The 18,121-nt window shown below is 71.1% G+C and carries 20 protein-coding genes; 8 read left to right on the top strand and 12 right to left on the bottom strand.

What is annotated here, in order from left to right; genetic code table 11:
- Nucleotides 1–61 precede the first annotated feature (61 nt).
- A complete protein-coding gene (locus HNR30_RS03115) occupies nt 62–631 on the bottom strand; it encodes a DUF1349 domain-containing protein (RefSeq protein WP_246377121.1) in 570 nt (189 codons plus the stop codon).
- Nucleotides 628–1,347 carry a spherulation-specific family 4 protein gene (locus tag HNR30_RS03110; protein WP_181608094.1) on the bottom strand — a complete coding sequence of 240 codons (720 nt, stop codon included), beginning with the start codon at nt 1,345–1,347 and terminating at the stop codon, nt 628–630. Before HNR30_RS03110 ends, HNR30_RS03115 begins: the two co-directional genes overlap by 4 nt.
- Nucleotides 1,348–1,513: 166 nt before the next feature.
- On the opposite strand from HNR30_RS03110, the gene HNR30_RS03105 reads away from it, so the two are divergent.
- Nucleotides 1,514–1,834: a GroES family chaperonin gene (locus HNR30_RS03105; protein ID WP_181608093.1), complete on the top strand. Its 321-nt coding sequence runs from the start codon at nt 1,514–1,516 to the stop codon at nt 1,832–1,834.
- Here HNR30_RS03105 and HNR30_RS03100 read toward each other — a convergent pair.
- A complete protein-coding gene (locus tag HNR30_RS03100) occupies nt 1,831–2,271 on the bottom strand; it encodes a TIGR02611 family protein (protein WP_181608092.1) in 441 nt (146 codons plus the stop codon). The two genes, HNR30_RS03105 and HNR30_RS03100, sit on opposite strands and share 4 nt — an antisense overlap.
- Before the next feature lie 131 nt (nt 2,272–2,402).
- Between HNR30_RS03100 and HNR30_RS03095 the strand changes: the two genes are divergently transcribed.
- The 3 genes from HNR30_RS03095 to HNR30_RS03085 are packed head-to-tail and all read left to right on the top strand — an operon-like array spanning nt 2,403 to nt 5,271.
- Entirely contained in the window at nt 2,403–3,293 is an 891-nt protein-coding gene (locus HNR30_RS03095; protein ID WP_246377119.1) for a phosphotriesterase family protein, read from the top strand.
- Nucleotides 3,294–3,337: 44 nt separating this feature from the next.
- Complete coding sequence (locus HNR30_RS46650; RefSeq protein ID WP_220133155.1) at nt 3,338–4,612, top strand: sensor histidine kinase; 1,275 nt, start codon at nt 3,338–3,340, stop codon at nt 4,610–4,612.
- Nucleotides 4,609–5,271: a response regulator gene (locus HNR30_RS03085; protein WP_312894199.1), complete on the top strand. Its 663-nt coding sequence runs from the start codon at nt 4,609–4,611 to the stop codon at nt 5,269–5,271. Before HNR30_RS46650 ends, HNR30_RS03085 begins: the two co-directional genes overlap by 4 nt.
- Before the next feature lies 1 nt (nt 5,272).
- Here the strand turns inward: HNR30_RS03085 and secY are convergent, their stop codons facing one another.
- The 7 genes from secY to HNR30_RS03050 form a co-directional block, all read right to left on the bottom strand.
- Nucleotides 5,273–6,544: a preprotein translocase subunit SecY gene (gene secY, locus HNR30_RS03080; protein WP_220133254.1), complete on the bottom strand. Its 1,272-nt coding sequence runs from the start codon at nt 6,542–6,544 to the stop codon at nt 5,273–5,275.
- Between the two features lie 109 nt (nt 6,545–6,653).
- Nucleotides 6,654–9,299, bottom strand: coding sequence for a fumarate reductase/succinate dehydrogenase flavoprotein subunit (locus HNR30_RS03075; protein ID WP_181608089.1), 2,646 nt, complete (start codon nt 9,297–9,299; stop codon nt 6,654–6,656).
- Entirely contained in the window at nt 9,300–9,965 is a 666-nt protein-coding gene (locus tag HNR30_RS03070; protein WP_181608088.1) for an ABC transporter ATP-binding protein, read from the bottom strand.
- Nucleotides 9,962–10,744 (bottom strand): ABC transporter permease, encoded by a 783-nt coding sequence (locus HNR30_RS03065; RefSeq protein ID WP_220133154.1) that lies wholly within the window; start codon nt 10,742–10,744, stop codon nt 9,962–9,964. The genes HNR30_RS03070 and HNR30_RS03065 overlap by 4 nt, the downstream gene beginning before the upstream one ends.
- Nucleotides 10,741–12,099, bottom strand: a complete 1,359-nt coding sequence (locus HNR30_RS03060; RefSeq protein WP_181608087.1) for an ABC transporter substrate-binding protein — start codon at nt 12,097–12,099, stop codon at nt 10,741–10,743. Before HNR30_RS03060 ends, HNR30_RS03065 begins: the two co-directional genes overlap by 4 nt.
- Before the next feature lie 12 nt (nt 12,100–12,111).
- Nucleotides 12,112–12,339: a 4Fe-4S dicluster domain-containing protein gene (locus HNR30_RS03055; RefSeq protein WP_181608086.1), complete on the bottom strand. Its 228-nt coding sequence runs from the start codon at nt 12,337–12,339 to the stop codon at nt 12,112–12,114.
- On the bottom strand, nt 12,336–13,058 hold the full coding sequence (locus tag HNR30_RS03050; protein ID WP_181608085.1) for a GntR family transcriptional regulator: 723 nt from the start codon (nt 13,056–13,058) through the stop codon (nt 12,336–12,338). The genes HNR30_RS03055 and HNR30_RS03050 overlap by 4 nt, the downstream gene beginning before the upstream one ends.
- Before the next feature lie 130 nt (nt 13,059–13,188).
- Between HNR30_RS03050 and HNR30_RS03045 the strand changes: the two genes are divergently transcribed.
- Nucleotides 13,189–13,707 (top strand): P-loop nucleotide/nucleoside kinase family protein, encoded by a 519-nt coding sequence (locus HNR30_RS03045; protein WP_312894198.1) that lies wholly within the window; start codon nt 13,189–13,191, stop codon nt 13,705–13,707.
- Here the strand turns inward: HNR30_RS03045 and HNR30_RS03040 are convergent.
- Nucleotides 13,646–14,443: a putative hydro-lyase gene (locus HNR30_RS03040; RefSeq protein WP_181608083.1), complete on the bottom strand. Its 798-nt coding sequence runs from the start codon at nt 14,441–14,443 to the stop codon at nt 13,646–13,648. The two genes, HNR30_RS03045 and HNR30_RS03040, sit on opposite strands and share 62 nt — an antisense overlap.
- 47 nt (nt 14,444–14,490) lie before the next feature.
- Here HNR30_RS03040 and HNR30_RS03035 point away from each other — a divergent pair, with 47 nt between their 5' ends.
- Genes HNR30_RS03035 through HNR30_RS03025 form a run of 3 tightly spaced genes read left to right on the top strand, consistent with a single transcriptional unit; the run spans nt 14,491 to nt 16,833 of the window.
- Nucleotides 14,491–16,149 (top strand): sodium:solute symporter family protein, encoded by a 1,659-nt coding sequence (locus tag HNR30_RS03035; protein ID WP_312894197.1) that lies wholly within the window; start codon nt 14,491–14,493, stop codon nt 16,147–16,149.
- A complete protein-coding gene (locus HNR30_RS03030) occupies nt 16,146–16,313 on the top strand; it encodes a hypothetical protein (RefSeq protein ID WP_181608082.1) in 168 nt (55 codons plus the stop codon). Before HNR30_RS03035 ends, HNR30_RS03030 begins: the two co-directional genes overlap by 4 nt.
- A 10-nt stretch (nt 16,314–16,323) precedes the next feature.
- Nucleotides 16,324–16,833: an NUDIX hydrolase gene (locus HNR30_RS03025; RefSeq protein WP_220133152.1), complete on the top strand. Its 510-nt coding sequence runs from the start codon at nt 16,324–16,326 to the stop codon at nt 16,831–16,833.
- Nucleotides 16,834–16,848: 15 nt separating this feature from the next.
- Here the strand turns inward: HNR30_RS03025 and HNR30_RS03020 are convergent, their stop codons facing one another.
- Nucleotides 16,849–18,081: a serine hydrolase domain-containing protein gene (locus HNR30_RS03020; protein WP_181608080.1), complete on the bottom strand. Its 1,233-nt coding sequence runs from the start codon at nt 18,079–18,081 to the stop codon at nt 16,849–16,851.
- Nucleotides 18,082–18,121: the final 40 nt, after the last annotated feature.

Raw genomic sequence — 18,121 nt, 5'->3', positions numbered from 1 at the left:
CAGCCGAACTTAGGGAAGCCTAACGTAGGCAAGGCTTACCTCTGACCCAGAGTGGTCCATATCACCCAGAAATGGACAACTCACGAAAACGTACGGAGAACCCCTTGCCGACCGGCGCCGCCGCCATGACTCCCGCCAGCGCGGGCTGGCCGGGCGGGAAGTAGGCCAGGCGGAGCATCGTCTCGGCGGGCCCGCCGTCGAGACCGTAACGCACGGTCACGGCGTCGCCGGTGCGCTCGAGGTCGAAGGTGACCCGCTCGGCCATGCGCCCCAGCGGCAGCACCGACCAGTCGGAGAAGTCGCGGGTGACGACGGTGCTCAGATGCAGGCCGCCGTCGACGTACTCCACCCCTGCCTTGATCCACGAGCGCTCGTCGATGCGCAGCACCACGCCCGCCTGGTCGTACTGCTCGGCGAACTCGCCGGAGAAGGTGGTGCTCAGGCGCAGGTCGCCGGGGCAGACCCGGCCGAACAGGTGGGCCGAGTCGTAGGTGTAGCCGTAGTGGGTGACGCGCCACATGTCGGTGGCGGGATCACAGAACAGGCTCAAGCCGTCGTCGGCGACCCATTCTCGCGGCGGATTGACCCATTGCCAGCCGGATGCGCCGAACGCCGTGATCATGCGGATCATCCTGTCACGATCGGCCTGCCATGGTAAGCCGGAAGTTCGCCCCAGGGCTGCGGGCCGCTGCGGTCGGTCACGTAGACGGTGGCGGCGTGGCCGAGCGCGCGACGCAGGGTGCGCTCCAGCGCGGGCGAGGGCACGTCGTGGACGAGGTGGCAGAACCGGCCGCGCGCCAGCTCGCTCGCCCAGGCGGGCTCGCTCATCGCCTGGTAGGCCGCCAGCGGCCCCTCGAAGGTGACCAGCACGTCGGCGAGGTCGGCGTAGCCGGGATCGGGATAGACGCCCGGGTTGAGGACGATCGTGCCCCGCACCCCCTCGACCAGGTCGCGGTAGTGGTCGAGGCTGTCCTCGTCGGCCGCCGCCTGGTCGAGGAAGACGCCGCGCAGGCCGTACCAGGCGCGGTAGCTGCGCAGGTCGGCACGCACGTCGGACGGCGGGCGCACGCCGAAGTCGGTGTCGACGTAGCCGAGCACCTCGGTGCCCGCCGCCACCAGGCGGCCGATCAGGGGGGCTAGCTCGGGATCCTTGGCGCGGCCCGGTCCGGCGTCGAGGTTGACGACCACCATCCTGGGCGGATTGGCCAGCAGCCTGCGCCAGGAGTCGGAGGCGGTGGCGGGGTGGAAGTAGGCGGGGACGAGAGCGGGCACGGAGCTCGCCACCGCCTGCTGGCGCCCCTTCGCGGGAGCCGTGGGGCCGGGCCGTACGGCACGCGTGCCGGTCATCCGGCGGCCCGCTCTCGCGGCGCGGCCTCGACGCGGCGGCCGATGAATCCTGAGGCGCCCAGCAGCACAATCATCGAACGGTTATAACGCGCCCGCCTGATCGACCACCGGCGAAGACACTTACCTGGGGAAATGTCCAGCGGGCCATCGGGGCTAGACTGCCCGTGTGCCAGATCCGAAGTTCGAGATCCAGATGCTGCACGACCGGGTGATGATCCAGTTGGAGCAGGAGGCCGAAGAGCGCAGGAGCGGCGCCGGCATCGTGATCCCGGCGACCGTCAAGACGCCCAACCGCCTGGTCTGGGGTGAGGTGTGCGGCACCGGCAACAACGTGCGCCTGGTCAAGGTGGGCGACAAGGTGCTGCTCAACGCCGAAGACCAGCTCGAGGTCGACGTGCACGGCAAGAGCTACCTGGTGATGCGCGAGCGCGACCTGCACGCCGTGGCCACCCAGGAGACCGACCACGGCACGGGCCTGTACCTCTAGCGCTCCAGGAAGCCGCGGCCCAGGTCGATCAGGTCGATGCCGATGCTCTTCATGCCCAGGTAGATGATCGCGGCCATGGTCGCGAGGGTGACGATGAGCACCAGGATGCGCACGGTCCAGCCCTGCCGCTTGTACCACTCGGTCCAGGCGTGCAGCACACGCTTGCCGAACTCCAGCAGCTTGTGCGCCCAGTCGAACTCCGTGGCCAGGACGGCCAGCCCGGCGAAGACCACCAGCCAGCCGGGGCCGGGGAAGGGCACCATGATGAGCCCGCCCACCACCATGACCGCGCCGATCGTCCCGATAACGATCTTGAGCGTCAGCGCGCCGGTGCGGGTGGAGCGCACGCCGTCGAGCCACGATTGCAGGGGCGAACGCCGCGCGGCTTCTTCCTTCAGCTCGTCGGCATTGCCCGTCTCCGAGTTCTTCACGTCCACGCCCCCAGGATACGGGCGTCGCTTGCGTATGGGTTGAGGACGGCTTGGCCGGGTAAAGCTTTCCGGCTCAACCATGGTTTTCGCAAAAATATCGGTTAATGTCTGGCATGCCCCAGGTCAGGATGGAGCCCATGCTCCGCGCCGTCACCGGCCCGATTCGCGTCGCCGCCATCACCGGCGCCGTACTCCCCCACGAGCACCTGCGCACCGACCTGCGCTGGGGCGTGGGCGTCGACTCCGACCCGCACCGCTGGCTCGACGAGGAGCAGGCCGTCACCGGCGAGCTGCGCGACCTGCGCCACTCCGACCAGCTCGGCCTGGTCGTCGAGCTCAGCTGCATCGGCATGGGCCGTGACGCCGCCGCCCTCACCCGCATCTCCACCGGCAGCCGCGTCCCCGTCGTCGCCGCCACCGGCCTGTTCACCGAGCCCTTCACCAGGGTCGGCGCCACCGACGTCGACGAGCTCACCGCCCGCCTCATGCACGAGATCACCTCCGGCCTCGACGGCACCGGCGTCTTCCCCGGCGTCATCGGCGAGGTCGGCTGCTGGGGCGCCGAACTGACCGGCGCAGAGGAACGCTGCCTCGTCGCCGCCGCCCGCGCCTCCCGCTCCTCGCAGCTGCCCGTCGCCACCTACGGCCGCGACGGCCTCGGCATCCTGGAGACCCTCCTCGGCGAGGGCCTGCCCGGCTCACGCGTCAGCGTCTCCTACGCGGGCAACGACCCCGCCGTCCTGCGCAAGATCGCCGAAGCGGGCGCCTACGTCTCGCTCGCCAGCCTCGCCCTCGGCTCCGACCACGCCGTACGGCTCGCCCTCGACCTCATCGCCGACGGCCACGCCGAGCGGCTGCTGCTCAGCAGCGGCGTCAACCGGATGGCCCACATCCAGCGCTACTCCGGGGGCGGGTACGCCCACATCTTCCACATCCTGCTGCCGCGCCTGCGCGAAGCCGGAGTGGACGAGGAGCTCATCCGCACCCTCGTGCACGACAACCCCCTGCGGTGGCTGGCCGGCGCCTGACGGGCGCCGCGGGGGCGGTCGGGAGTGACTAAACTCGAGGCATCATGAGGGCCGCGCGCACCAAGCCGGACGGCCGCCTGCGCACGTCGCTGGCGGCCCTCTCGCGTCTGGGCGACCTTCCCGCCGTCGCCATGCTCGCCTGGGCGGGCTGGCTGGCGATGCCGTGGTCGTTCGGCGCCCTCGCGCAGGCCCACACCGCCACCGAGACCACCGGCGGCCAGGGCACCGCTCTGCCGCCGTCGACGCACGAGGTCGCCCGCGTCCACGCCCTCCCCTCGACACACGAGTTCACGCGCGTCCGCGCCCTCCCCTCGGCGGACGAGGTCACGCGCGTCCACGCCCTCCCCTCGGCGGACGAGGTGGCTCGCGTCGCCACCGTTCCCGGAGCGGCGTTCCCGGTCGTGCAGCATCCTCCCGCCGGGTCGGCGGGCAGTGGTACGGCGGTGCCCGGCGGAACGTCGTCGGCGCTCAGCGCGGAGCGGGCCAAGCTGGCCGCCGAGGTGCACGACGCCGCAGGGCACGGGTTCGCCGCGATCGCCATGCAGGCCAACATCGCCCTGCGCCTGCTGGAGCAGAACCCCGAGCAGGCCCGCGCCTCCCTGGAGGCGATCCGCGACACCAGCACCGAGGCTCTGACCAGGCTCCGGGGCGCACTAGACGCCATGGACCCGGCCTCCGGAGCCCGGCCCCCGGCCGCCGACCACGCCACCCACGCCCTGCCCGGCACCCACCCGGTGCGTGGCGCTCAAGTCACGCCCGTCAGCCCCGTGCCCGGCAGCCCCATAACCAGCAGCCCCATAACCGGCAGCCCCGTGCCCGGTGATGCCGTGCTCGGCGACCCTGTGCCCGGTGATCCCGTCCCCCGTGATCCCATGCTCGAAGACCCCGTCCCCGGCGCCGATCTCACGCGGCTGATCGCCGGGGTGCGGGCGGCCGGGCTTGTGGTGGCCGTCGCGCCCGGCGACCCCGTTCCCGCCCACCTCGCCGCCCCCGTCTACGGCGTCGTCCGCGAGTCGCTGACCAACGTCCTGCGCCACGCCGGTACGGCAGGCGTCTGCGTGAAGCTGGCCTCAACCCCGGGCGAGTTCGTCGTCGAGGTGGCCGACCAGGGCAGGGCCCTCCTGCCCGCCCCGGAGGGCCGGGGCCTGGCGGGCATGCGCGCCCAGGTCGCCGCGGCGGGCGGGGTCTTCGCGGCGGGCCCGCGCCAGGGCGGCGGCTTCCAGGTGGTCGCCCGCTTCCCGGCAACGCCCGCGACCACCTCGGTGCCCGCGACGACCGGGACGCCCGCGACCGCCGTCTCCCCCGCGATCACCGCGTGACCGGCAACTCCGGCGAGATCACGATCGCCATCGCCGACGACCAGGCCGTCGTGCGCATGGGGCTGCGTGCCCTCGTCGACAGCGAGCCCGGCCTGCGTGTCGTGGGTGAGGCGCCCGATGGTGGTGCGGCACTCGAGCTGGTCAGGCGCCTGTCCCCTGACGTGCTCCTGCTCGACATCCAGATGCCGGGCAAGGACGGCATCCAGACGCTGCGCGACATCGCCGCCGAGCCGGGCGTCTCGACGCGGGTGGTCATACTCACCACGTTCGCCCTCGACCAGTACGTGTTCGCCGCGCTCCAGGCGGGCGCGAGTGGGTTCGTGCTGAAGGACAGCCCGCCCGACGAGCTGGTCAACGCGGTGCGGGTGGTGGCGGCGGGTGAGGCCCTGCTGTCGCCGTCGATCACCCGCCGGGTGATCGACCGGTTCGGGGGGCACGGCGCCGCGCCGGTCGACGGGGTCGACACGCTGACGCCGCGCGAGCGTGAGATGGTCGCCTGGGTGGCGACCGGCCGGTCCAACGAGGAGATCGCCAGGGAGCTGGTGATCAGCCCCGACACCGTGCGCACCCATGTGAGCCGGGCGATGCTGAAGCTCCACGCCCGTGACCGCGCGCAGCTGGTGGTGTTCGCGATCAGGTCGGGCCTGGCCCTGCCCTGACTCAGCGCAGGAAGCCCTCGTAGTTGCGCTGCTGCAGCTGTGCCTCGACCTGCTTGACGGTGTCGAGCCCGACGCTCACCATGATCAGCACCGTGGCGCCGCCGAACGGGAAGTTCTGCTGCGTCGAGGGGTCGCGCAGGACCGCCATCGCGACGAGCGGCAGCAGCGACAGAACGCCCAGGTAGAGGGCGCCGGGAGCGGTGAGGCGCGACAGCACGTGCGACAGGTGGAGCGCGGTGGGGCGGCCGGGTCTGATGCCGGGCACGAAGCCGCCGAACTTGCGGATGTTGTCGGACACTTCCGCCGGGTTGAAGGTGATGGAGACGTAGAAGTAGGTGAACCCGACGATGAGCGTGACGTAGACGGCCATGTAGACGGGGTGGTCGCCGCGCGTCAGGTAGAGGGCCACCCAGTCGCCGAGCACCGGCTGCAGCAGCACCGGCAGGTAGAGCAGCGACGAGGCGAAGATGACGGGCACGATTCCGGCCTGGTTGACCTTCAGCGGGATGTAGGTGCTGCTCCCGCCGTACATGCGGCGTCCGACCATGCGCTTGGCGTACTGCACGGGGATGCGCCGCTGCGCCTGCTCGACGTAGACGACGGCGGCGACCAGGAAGACGCCGGTGCCCAGCAGCACCACCAGGGCGAACGGGCTGGCGACGTAGATGCTCGCCAGGTAGGACGGGAAGACCGCCACCACCTGGGTGAAGATCAGCAGAGACATGCCGTTGCCGACGCCGCGCTCGGTGATCAGCTCGCCCAGCCACATCACCGCGCAGGCGCCCGCGACCATGGTAACGATGATGACGGCGATCGCCAGCAGGCCGGTGTCGTGCAGGAGCGGGTGCGGGCAGTTCGACAGCAGTTGCCCGCTCTGGGCCATGGTGACGACGGTGGTGGCGTTCAGGACGGCCAGGGCGACGGTCAGGTACCTGGTGTACTGCGTGATCTTGCGCTGCTCCCCCGCCTTGCGCAGCTGGTCGAGCCGGGGCACGACGGTCGACAGGAGCTGCATGACGATGCTCGCGGTGATGTAGGGCATCACCCCGAGGGCGAACACCGACAGTTTGAGCATCGCGCCGCCGCTGAAGAGCTGGACGATGTCGTAGAAGCCCCCCGACGCCCCGGCCAGGCACTGCCGTACGACCACCACGTCGACGCCCGGCGCCGGGAGCACCTGGCCGAGGCGGAACAGCACGATGATCCCCACGGTGAAGAGGATCTTCTTGCGCAGGTCGGGCAGGCGCAGGGCACGCATCAGCATGCCGGACAGCCTGGCTTCCCGGCCCTTGGCGGGCGTCCGCCGAGCCGCGGCTTCGCCGTACGCAGATCAGCGTACGGCGGGCCGCGACCAGCAGGAAGACAACACATCGAAACCGAGGTCAGGCGGCGAGGGCGCGACGGGCGTAGGCGCGGACGTCGGCGTCCGGGTCGGCGAGCACGCCGCGCAGCGCCTCGGCCACCTCGGCCCGGTCGGCCCAGCCCGCGAGAGCCTGGACGGCGGCCTTGCGCACGTCGAGGTTGGCGTCGGCGAGCACGGCCACGAGCGGCGCGGCCGCCAGGGCCGGTCCGGCCGCGGCCAGGCAGCGTGCGGCGCCCACCCGTACCTGCCAGCTGCCGTCGGCCAGGGCGGCGACGGCGGCGTCCACGTCGGGCCTGGACACCGCGCCGAGCGCCTCGAAGGCGGCGGCGCGCACCAGCGGGTCGGCGTCGACGGTGAGCGTGTTGAGCACCCCGGCCGACTCGGGCTTGCCGATGGTGCCGAGTCCTCTGGCGGCCCAGACGCGCACCTCGCGGGAGGCGTCTGCGGTGGCGGTGGCGACGGCGTCCCAGGCGTCGTGGGAGACCAGGCCGCGCACCGCTTCGATGCGCACCCGGTGGTCGGCGTCGACCAGGGCCGCGGTGTACAGGGCGGGCCGGCCGAGCCGCAGGGCGCGCAGCACGTCGAGGGCGGTGGCGCGCACCACGGGGTCGGTGCCGCCGGTGCCCGCGAGTTCCCGCAGCCCGTCGGCGACGTCGGGGGTGAGCACCTCGACGAGTTCCCGCAGTCCTGAGGCTGCCGCCCGCCGTACGGTGCCGTGGGTGTCGGACAGGGCCCGCACGAGGGCGGGGCCGACTCCGGGTGGGGTGGTCTCGGTGAGGGTGGCGATGGCGGCGCGGCGCACGTTCGGGTCGGTGTCGGCCAGGAAGGGGCGGATCTGTTCCAGGGAGGGCTGTCCTTCGGCGAGGCGGAGCAGTTCCAGGATGCGCGGCGAGCGCGCGACCGGCCCGGCGGCGGAGTTCCGCGCGGTGGCCTGGTGGACGGCGGCGGCGCTGAAGCTGCCGATGACCTCGGGTTCTGCGGTGACGGGCGTGAACTCGGGCACGGGCACCGAATACGGCTCGACCGGCCGCTTGATGAACTCCATACCGGTGTCGCTCTTGCGCAGGTTGAGGTGGAACATCCAACCGGAGTCGTCGCGCTCGGGCAGGTCGGCGCGGGCGTGGTAGAGCCCCCACCGGCTCTCGGTGCGCACCAGGGAGGAGCGCGCGGCCATCTCGGCGCAGTCGCGAATGAAGCTCACCTCGGCGCAGCGCATGAGCTCGTGCGGGGTCGTGGCGCCCATCGCGGCGATCTCGTCCTTCATGCGCTCGAAGGACTCCAGCGCGATCTCCAGTTTGGCCGAGCTCTTGGGCGGGGCGACGTAGTCGTTGACGAAGCGGCGCAGCTTGTACTCCACCTGCTGCTGTGGGGGCCCTTCGGGGTTGCGCAGCGGCCGGTAGATCAGCTCGTGCGCCTCGGCGATCTGGTCCTCCGGCAGTTCGCCGGGGGTCTGGAGGTGGGCGGCCGCGTGCTCGCCCGCGAGGTCGCCGTAGACGAAGGCGCCGATCATGTAGTTGTGCGGCACGCAGGCCAGGTCACCCGCGGCGTAGAGGCCGGGCACGGTGGTCTGGCCGTGCTCGTCGACCCACACGCCGGAGGCGGAGTGGCCGCCGCACAGCCCGATCTCGGAGATGTGCATCTCCACGTCGTGGGTGCGGTAGTCGTGCCCGCGTCCGGCGTGGAAGGTGCCGCGGGTGGGCCGCTCGGTGGAGTGCAGGATGGTCTCGACCGCGCTGACGGTCTCCTCCGGCAGATGCGACAGCTTGAGGTAGATGGGCCCGCGGGCGGAGGCGATCTCGTCGGCGACCTCGGCCATCATCTGGCCTGACCAGTAGTCGGAGTCGACGAACCGCTCGCCCCTGTTGTTGACCTGGTAGCCGCCGAACGGGTTGGCGACATAGGCGCAGGCGGGACCGTTGTAGTCCTTGATCAGCGGGTTGATCTGGAAGCATTCGATGCCGCTGAGCTCGGCCCCCGCGTGGTAGGCCATCGAGTGGCCGTCCCCGGCGTTGGTGGGGTTCTCGTAGGTGCCGTAGAGGTAGCCGCTGGCGGGCAGGCCCAGCCGTCCGGCCGCGCCGGTGGCCAGGATGACGGCCCCGGCCCTGACCACGACGAAGCGTCCTGAACGGGTGTCGAACCCGGCCACGCCCACGGCCCTGCCGCCGGAGACGAGGACCCTGACCGGCATGACGCGGTTCTCGATCGTCACCTTCGACCTGATGTCGCGGCGCCTCAGCACCCGGTAGAGCACCTTCTTGATGTCGCGGCCCTCGGGCATCGGCAGCACGTAGCTGCCGGAGCGGTGCACCCGGCGCACGGCGTACTCGCCGTACTCGTCCTTCTCGAACTTGACGCCGTAGCTCTCCAGGCGCTGCACCATGGCGTGCCCGCGCTCGGCGGTCTGGCGCACGGTCTTCTGGTTGACGATGCCGTCGTTGGCGCGGGTGATCTCGGCGATGTAGTCCTCGGGGGTGGCCTTGCCGGGGATGACCGCGTTGTTCACCCCGTCCATGCCCATCGCCAGGGCGCCGCTGTGCCGTACGTGGGCCTTCTCCAGCAGCAGGACCCGCGCGCCGCGCTCGGCGGCGGTGATGGCGGCCATGGTGCCCGCCGTGCCGCCGCCGACCACCAGCACCTCGCACTCCAGCTCGAGCCGGTCGTCCATCTACAACTCCTCCAGGATGCGTTCGCGGGTGGCCGAGGTGAGCACGGTCTTGATGCCGCCGCGCCCGAGCACGGCGACGCGGTCGCCGAGCAGCAGCGCCTCGTCCACGTCGTGGGTGACGAAGACGACGGTGGCCGCGGTGTCGCGCAGCACGTCGAGGAGCAGGCGCTGCATGTCGGCGCGCGTCTGGGCGTCCAGGGCGCCGAAGGGTTCGTCCATGAGCACCGCGCGCGGCCCGCCGACCAGCGCGCGGGCCAGCTGGACCCGCTGGCGCTGGCCGCCTGACAGCTCGCGCGGCAGCCGGTCCTCGCGCCCGGCCAGGCCCACACGCTCGATCCAGGCGCTCACGTCGAGGGGTTTGCGGCGGATGCGGAGCGGCAGCTCGACGTTGCGGCGCACGGTGCGCCAGGGCAGCAGGCCGTCCTCCTGGAAGATCATGGCCCGGTCGGGTGAGGTGCCGCGGACCTCCTCGCCGTCGGCGAGGATCTTGCCCTGGTACGGCTGCAGCAGCCCGGCCAGGGCGCGCAGCAGGGTGGACTTGCCCGATCCCGAGGAGCCGACGACGGCCAGCAGCTCGCCCGGGGCGACGTCGAGGTCGATGCCGTCGAGCACCGCGCCGTGGCCGTAGCCGAGCCGTACCCCGTCGAGTCTGAACGACAGGCTCATGCCGAGCTCCCCTCCGCTCGCGGCAGCCAGCGGGTGGTGCGGCGGCCGGTCAGCTCGATGGCGGCCGAGGCGAGCCACCCCAGCGCGCCGATGGTGATCATGCCGACGATGACCGCCGGGTAGTCGACGATCGTGTACGCGTGCCAGGTGCGGTAGCCGACGCCGAAGTCGCCGGAGATCATCTCGGCGGAGATGACGCAGATCCACGCCACGCCCATGCCGACCGACAGGCCGCCGAAGACGCCCGGCAGCGCGCCCGGCAGGATGACGTTGCGCAGCACGTGCAGCCGTCCGCCGCCCATGGTCCTGACGGCGTCCTCCCACAGGGTCGGCAGGGCCCGTACGGCATGGCGGGTGCTGACCATGATGGGGAAGAACGCGGCGGCGCAGGTGATGAAGACGATGCCCTGCTCGTCCTGGGGGAAGAGCAGGATCGCGATCGGCACCAGGGCGATGGCGGGGATCGGGCGGACGGCCTCCAGCAGGGGTGTGAGCAGGTCGGAGGCCTTGGGCGAGCGGGCGATCAGGATGCCGACGGTGATGCCTGCCGCGGCGGCCAGTGCGAAGCCGGTCAGGATGCGGATGACGCTCTGCAGGAGGTCGAGGTAGTAGATCGGGGTGGTCACCTGCTGGAGCAGTTCGGCGGCGATCTCGCCGAGCGTGGGCAGGCGGTCGAAGCGCAGCCAGAGCACGGCGTCGGTGGCGGTCAGCAGTTGCCATGTCCCGGCGGCGGCGAGCAGCGCGAGGATGCGCCGCGCCCAGGAGCTCATCGAGCTCATCGGCCGTCACCGCTCGCCTTGAGCGCGTCGGCGTAGGTGATCTCGGTGGCCCCGGGGCGCGCCTTGAGGTGGGCGGCGGCGCCGTCCTGGGTGGTGAACGGCAGGAAGCCGTCGCCGTCGCGCACCCAGACCGCCTTGTCGGCGAACCATCGGGTGCCGGTCGCGGCGTCGGGGACGTAGGCGGCGCGGACCTTGCCGGTGGCCGCGGCGATCTGCCTGAGCAGGCAGGTGGGGCTGGCGGCGGGCTGGGTGTCGGCGGCGCCCTCGATCCACACCTCCGAGGCCAGGGCCGGGTCGGAGACGGCGGTGCCGCAGACCGGGTCGGTGCCGGTGATCGCGGCCGGGTTCTTCGTGGAGGCGGTGTCGCTGTCGTAGGCCTGGCCGTACGCCTTGCGCAGGTAGCTGTCGTCGTAGAAGGCGGCCAGGTCGACGGAGCCGAAGTCGGCGCTGATCTGCTTCAGGTACGGCACGTCGTGCTCGTGGGCGGCGCGCAGTCGCGGCTTGAGCGTGGTGTCGAAGGTGGCGATGCCGTTGCGGCCGTTGTAGAGGTAGACGACCTCGGCGGGCAGCCCGGTCTCCTTGGCGACCAGTTCGGCGGCCTTGAGGGGGTTTTCGTGCAGGTAGCGGGTGGCCTCGATCTGCGCCTTGAGGAAGGCGTCGACGACGTCGGGCCGGTCCTGGGCGTAGGCCTTGCGCACGACGGTGCCGTGGAAGGTCGGCACGTCCAGCGCGGAGCCGTCGTAGATCAGCCGTCCCTGCCCCTGGAAGGCCAGCAGTCCCGGCCAGGCGACGAACTGCGCGTAGGCCTGGACGGCGCCCGACTGCAGCGCGGAGGCGCCGACGGGGGGCTGGTGGTTGACGACCTCGACGCCGGTGACGCCCGCCTTCTCCAGGGCCTGGACCAGGGTGCCGTGCCCGGCGGAGCCGACGCTGGCCGAGACCTTGGCGCCCTCGAGGTCGGCGAGGGTCTTGACCGTCGAGTCCGGCGGGACGACGACCATGTTGAGCCCGCCGCGCAGGTTGTAGCCGGTGATCGCTACCATCTGGGTGCTGCCGCCCGAGCGGGAGGCGTTGATCAGTAGCGGGTAGTCGCCCATCGAGCCGATGTCGATCTTCCCGGCGATCATCTGGGCGGTGATGGGGGCACCCGTGTCGTAGTCCTGCCAGGTGATCCGGTAGCCGGGCAGGCGCCTTTCCAGGTAGCCGAGCGAGCGCAGCAGCGTCCCGGCGGTGACGGTGTTGATGGTCTTGGACTGGTAGCCGACGACCAGGGTGGGCTTGTCGGGCTGCGCGGCCTGGGAGAGCGAGCAGCCGGTCGCCAGCAGGAGGAGGGCGAGCGTGGTCCGGAGCTTCATGGCGGTGGTCCTTCAGCGCAGCAGGTAGGGGATGTTCACGGTGACGGCGTCGGCCGGGCAGCGGGCGGCGCACGGTCCGCAGTACCAGCACTCGTCGACGTGCATGTAGGCCTTGCCGGTCTCGTCGCTGATGGCCAGGGAGTCGAGCGGGCAGACGTCCACGCAGAGCGTGCAGCCGCTGATGCACAGCGCCTGGTCGATGGTCACGGGGACCTCGACGCGCTGGTTGACGAGACTCACGGGCTCTCCTGTCTGCTCAGGTGGCCGCGCATGGTGAGGCGGTCGCCACGGAAGCGGATGAACTCAAGGTCGATGGGGCGGCCGTCGGCCAGGTGGGCCAGGCGTTCCACCATCAGCAGGGCGGCGCCGCGTGGCGCGCCGAGGACGGCGGCGGTGTGGGGGTCGGCGTTGATCGCCTCGAGGGTCAGCTCGGCGCTGCCCAGCGGCTGGCCGGCGATCCGCTCCAGCAGCACGAAGATGTCGTTGTGGGCCAGGTCGGCGTCGAACAGCGGCTCGCCCACGTCGGTGACGATGTAGGTGAGGTCCAGCGAGAGCGGCACCCCGTTGAGCCTGCGCAGCCGCTCGATGTAGACGACCGGTTCCCCCTCGGCGATCCGCAGGCGGCCGGCGACGGCGGCGGGCGCCTCGATGATCGTCATCGATCTGACCTCGTTGACCACCTGGCCGTGCTCGTGGAGGGTCTCGGCCAGGCCCAGCAGCCGGTGCAGGCCGTGCGGGTACTTCTCGCCCGCGACGGTGGTGCCCACGCCGGGGCAGCGGTCGATGAGGCCTTCGCGCCGCAGCAGGTCGAGGGCCTCGCGCACGGTGTTGCGCGTCGTGCCGTACTCCCGCGCGAGCGCCGCCTCCAGCGGCAGCGGCCGGTCGCCGAACTGCCCGTGCAGCACCTGCCGGCGTAGCAGGTCGGCCACCTGCCTGGCACGATCCGCGCGTGTCCGCATCGCGACCTCCTTTCCCTATTAACCCTACTTAGGTGGTAGGAATAAGGGAATAACGGCGGGATTGCGCCACTCTCCGGCCGCTCCGACCTGGCGTAAGGGGCTACATCCGCCACCGGATACCGTGGCGTCCGTGGATGTCTGGGTGATCAGCGGACCGCCGGGAGCGGGCAAGTCGACCGTCGCCGCCGAACTCCTGGCGACGCTCTCCCCCACGCCGGCCCTGCTCGACAAGGACACGGTCTACGGCGACTTCGCCGGCGCGATCCTGCAGGCGTACGGCAGGCCGTTCGGCGAGCGCGAGGGCCCCTGGTACGACCAGCACGTCAAGCGCCACGAATACGCCGGGCTCACCCGCCTGGCCAGGCAGATCCGCTCCCACGGCTGCCCGGTGATGCTCGACGCGCCCTTCACCTCGCAGATCCACTCCGCGTCGTTGTGGGAGGCGTGGGTGGAGGAGCTCGGCGGGCCCGCCGTGCATCTGGTCTGGGTGCGATCCGACGGGCCGACGCTGCGCTCCCGGCTGGAGGCGCGAGGGCGGCCTCAGGACGCGGCGAAGCTGGCCGGCTTCGACGAGTGGCTGAAGGCGATCAGAGTGGACGAGCCGCCCGCCGTACCTCACCTGGAGGTCGATCGGCGGGCAGGTCGGTGATCGCCATGTGGCCGGGCAGGTGCGCGATGGCGTAGGGCACCCCGCTGACCATGATCGCGACCTGGGGCGTCACGCCGCAGGCCCAGAAGACCGGCGTCTCACCCGGGCGTACCTCCACGAAATCCCCGAAATCTGGCTTGTCGAGATTGATGGCGATCTCTTCGGGGTCACCGACATGGACGGGCTCGCCGTGCGCGTGCGGGAACCTCCGGCTCACCTCGATCGCCGTCGCGACGAGCCGGTCGGGGATCGGCCGCATCGACACCACCATCGGGCCCGAGATCCGCCCCGCGGGCCGGCACGCGATGCTGGTCACGAACATCGTCACGTTGCGGCCCAGCTCCAGGTGGCGCACCGGCACTCCGGCCGCCAGCAGCGCCTCCTCGAAGGTGAAGCTGCAGCCGATCAGGAACGGGACGAGGTCCTCGCGCCACTGCCCGGTCACCTCGCCGTGTTCCCGCGCGGCCCCGTCGCGGTAGACGCGGTAGCCGGGCAGGTCGGTGCGCAGGTCTCCGGGGAACCAGCGGGTGCTGTGCGCGCCGGGCTCGCCGACGTCGACCAGCGGGCAGGCCGCGGGGTTGAGCCGGGCGAAACGTTCCAGGTCACCGGCGTACTCCTCGGGGACCGCGATCAGGTTCGCCTGGGTCCAGCCCGCGCACCAGCCCGCCGTGGGAGCCTTCTCGCCGTGGCGGAACCTGGCGCGCGCCTGGGCGGGGGTGAGTCTGGCAACCTCCATAGTTGGTCTTATCCCCCCGAGTCCCGCTCCGTCCAGACCGTGATGTCGTGACATTTCCGGGTAGCGGCGCTCCCATGCGGCTGGACGTCAACCTCCTCGACTACGCGCTCATCGCGATCTACTTCGTCGTCGTCCTCGGCATCGGCTTCGCCGCCCGCCGGGCGATCACCACCCAGGACGACTTCTTCCTGGCCGGCCGTGGCCTGCCGGCCTGGGTCACCGGCCTGGCCTTCGTCTCGGCCAACCTGGGAGCCATCGAGATCCTCGGCATGGCCGCCAACGGCGCGCAGTACGGCGCGATGACCGTGCACTACTACTGGGTGGGCGCGGTGCCCGCCATGGTCTTCCTCGGCATCGTGATGATGCCCTTCTACTACCGCTCACGCGTGCGCAGCGTGCCCGAGTTCCTGCGCAGGAGGTTCAACCCGTCCACGCAGCTGCTCAACGCGATCATGTTCGCCGTCGCGCAGATCCTCATCGCCGGGGTGAACCTGTACGCCCTCGCCCTGGTGATGGAGGCGCTCCTCGGCTGGCCGCTGCCCGCCTCCGTGCTGGTCTCCGCGCTGATCGTGCTGTCGTACATCACCCTCGGCGGGCTGTCGTCGGCGATCTACAACGAGGTGCTGCAGTTCTTCGTCATCCTCGCCGGGCTGATCCCGCTGACCGTCCTGGGCCTGATGCGGGTGGGCGGCATCGACGGCCTGGCCGACCGGGTACGGCAGAGCACCCTCGGAGAGGCCGGACTGCACACCTGGGCCGACACCGCCGGCGACAACCCCATGCAGGCGCACTGGATCGGCATCGTCTTCGGCCTGGGCTTCGTGCTCTCCTTCGGGTACTGGACCACCAACTTCGCCGAGGTCCAGCGTGCCCTGTCGGCCCGCAACACCAACGCCGCCAGGCTGACCCCGATCGTCGCCGCCTACCCCAAGATCTTCATCCCGCTCGTCACCGTCATCCCCGGCCTGGTGGCGCTCGTCATGTTCGACGGCCTGGGGCAGGGCGACTCCGCCTACAACGACGCCATCCCGATGCTGATGCGCGACCTGCTGCCCAACGGCCTGCTCGGCATCGCCGTCACCGGCCTGCTGGCGTCGTTCATGGCGGGCATGGCGGCCAACATCAGTGGCTTCAACACCGTCTTCACCAACGACCTGTGGGCCGCCCACGTCGTCAAGGGCCGCGACGACGCCTACTACGTGCGCGTCGGCCGCATCGCCACCGTCGTCGGCGTCGCCCTCGGCGTCGGCACCGCCTTCATCGCCGCGGGCTACTCCAACATCATGGAGTACCTGCAGGCGCTGTTCTCCATCTTCAACGCCCCGCTGTTCGCGACCTTCCTGCTCGCGCTGTTCTGGAAACGCATGACCGCCTGGGCGGGATTCTGGGGACTGCTCGGCGGAACGCTCGTCGCCATCGCCTCGTACGTGCTGTACAAGAGCGGCACGATCGACTTCGGCACCGAGCTCAACGCCAGCTTCTGGGGGGCGGGCCTGGCGTTCGCCTCCGACATCCTCATCTCCGTCCTCGTCACCTTCGTCACCGCGCCCAAGCCCGTCGAAGAACTGCGCGGCCTGGTGTACGGGCTCACCGTCGACGTCGAGGACGACGCGCTCAAGGGCGACGAACGCTGGTACCGCAACCCGCTCTTCCTGGGCATCGGCGCCCTCGTCCTGTCCATCGCCATGTACGGAGTGATCCTGTGAAGCTCGACATCAGGCAGGTCATCGGCGGGCTGTTCCTGCTCTACGGCGTCATCCTGATCGCGGTCGGCCTGATCGGCGGCGAGGCGCCCAACCTGTGGACGGGCGCCGCCATGGCCGTCTTCGGCGGCGCCTTCCTCGCGTGGGCGCGGTTGAAGCGGATCTAGAGTGGCCGGTGTGCCACCCGAGAACCTGCCGATCATCGAACGCGACGCGGTCCGCGTGGTCGTCATCGACTCCGCGGACCGGATCCTGCTCTTCCACACCAGAGACCCGACGATGCCCGAGAAGGGGCAGTGGTGGGAGCTGCCCGGGGGCGGGATCGACCCGGGCGAGAGCCCCGCGCAGACGGCCGTGAGGGAACTGCGCGAGGAGACGGGCATCGTCGTGTCGCCGGAGCAGGTCTCGGCGCCCACGTGGCGACGCGACGCGTCGTTCCGGTACCGGGGGACCCGGCGGCTGCAGCACGAGGTGGTGGTCGCGGTGCGGCTGGGAGTGCCAGGACCCGCCGTCGACGGTGGCGGGCGGGTGGAGTTCGAGGACGAGGACTACTTCGGGTTCCGGTGGTGGGAGGTGGACGAGGTGGTGGGGAGTGCGGAGCTGTTCTACCCGCGGGAGCTGCCACGGCTGCTGGGGGCGTTTCTCGCGGGTGAGCGGATCGACCAGCCGTTCGAGCTGTGGTCCTAGCCCGCCGCCTGCTCCTTAGTCGTCGAGGGCCTGGTAGACGGTGGTCCAGAAGTCGTGGAAGACGTGGGCCGAGTTGGGGACGGACAGGCCCACCTGGGTGACGAGGATGCCGGTGAGCCCGTTGACCGGGTCGGCGTAGGCGGAGGCGCCGCTGCCGCCGTCCCAGCCGAACTGGCCGATCGGGGCGTAGTCGCTCTGGTAGGTGCGAACCGCCATGCCGAAGCCCCAGCCGCCGTGCTGGCCCTGGCCGAAGGAGATGTGCACGTTGTCGCGGGCCAGCTCGTCGCGTGCGGCGTTCTGCTCGGCGGTGAGCCGGTTGGTGGTCATCAGCCGGACGGCGGCGCGCGACAGGATGCGCCGCCCGTTGTGGACGCCGCCGTTGAGCAGCATGCGGAAGTAGGCGTCGTAGTCGTCGACGGTGGCGTTGAGTCCGCCGCCGCCCGACGGGAAGGCGGGCGGCCGGCTGTGGCGTCCCCCGTCCGCCGGGTCCCAGACGTGGAACTCGCCGGTCTCCGGGTCGGGCGCGTACAGGTCGGGCAGCCGGTACAGCTGGTCGGCCGGGACGTGGAAGCCGGTGTCCTTCATGCCGAGCGGGTCGAAGATCCGTTCACGCAGGAACTCCTCGAACGGCCGGCCGCTCACCCTGGCCACCAGGACACCGAGCAGGTCGTTGCCGATGTGGTACTGCCAGCGCTCGCCCGGCTGGCTCATCAGCGGCAGCGTGCCCAGGCGGCGCAGCCATTCGTCCGGCTCGGGCATCGGCACCGGCAGGTTCGGCGTCAGCCCCTGCTCGAAGATCGCGTTGAAGATCGGCGTGCCCACCGCCGTGAAGTCGAGGCCGAGCCCGAAGGTCGAGGTCAGCACGTCCCGCACGGTGATCGGCCGCCGGGCCGGGACGAGGTCGTCCAGGGGGCCGTCGATCCGCTTGAGCACCTGCCGGTCGGCCAGCTCGGGCAGCCACTGCTGGATCGGGTCGTCCAGCCGTACCCGGCACTCGTCCACCAGCACCATCGTCGCCGCGACCGTGACCGGCTTGGAGGTGGAGGCCATCCGGAAGATCGTGTCACGCCGCATGGGAGCGCTGCCGCCTACCGCCATCGTGCCGAGCGCTTCGACGTGTGTCTGCCGGCCCCGGCTGACCAGGGCGACGACTCCGGGGACCTTGCCCGAGTCGACGTGCCGGGCCAGTGTCTCGTGCAGCCTGCGCAGCCCGGTGGAGGAAAAGCCGTGTGATTCGTGGTTCGCCATGCCGAGGACGCTAGGCGGCGGCCCTGGGGGGCCGAATCTG

The organism is Nonomuraea soli, assembly GCF_013761175.1.
Lineage (GTDB): Bacteria > Actinomycetota > Actinomycetes > Streptosporangiales > Streptosporangiaceae > Nonomuraea > Nonomuraea soli.
The sequence above is the reverse complement of the archived record's forward strand: the minus strand, read 5'-3'. Positions and strand labels throughout refer to the sequence as shown.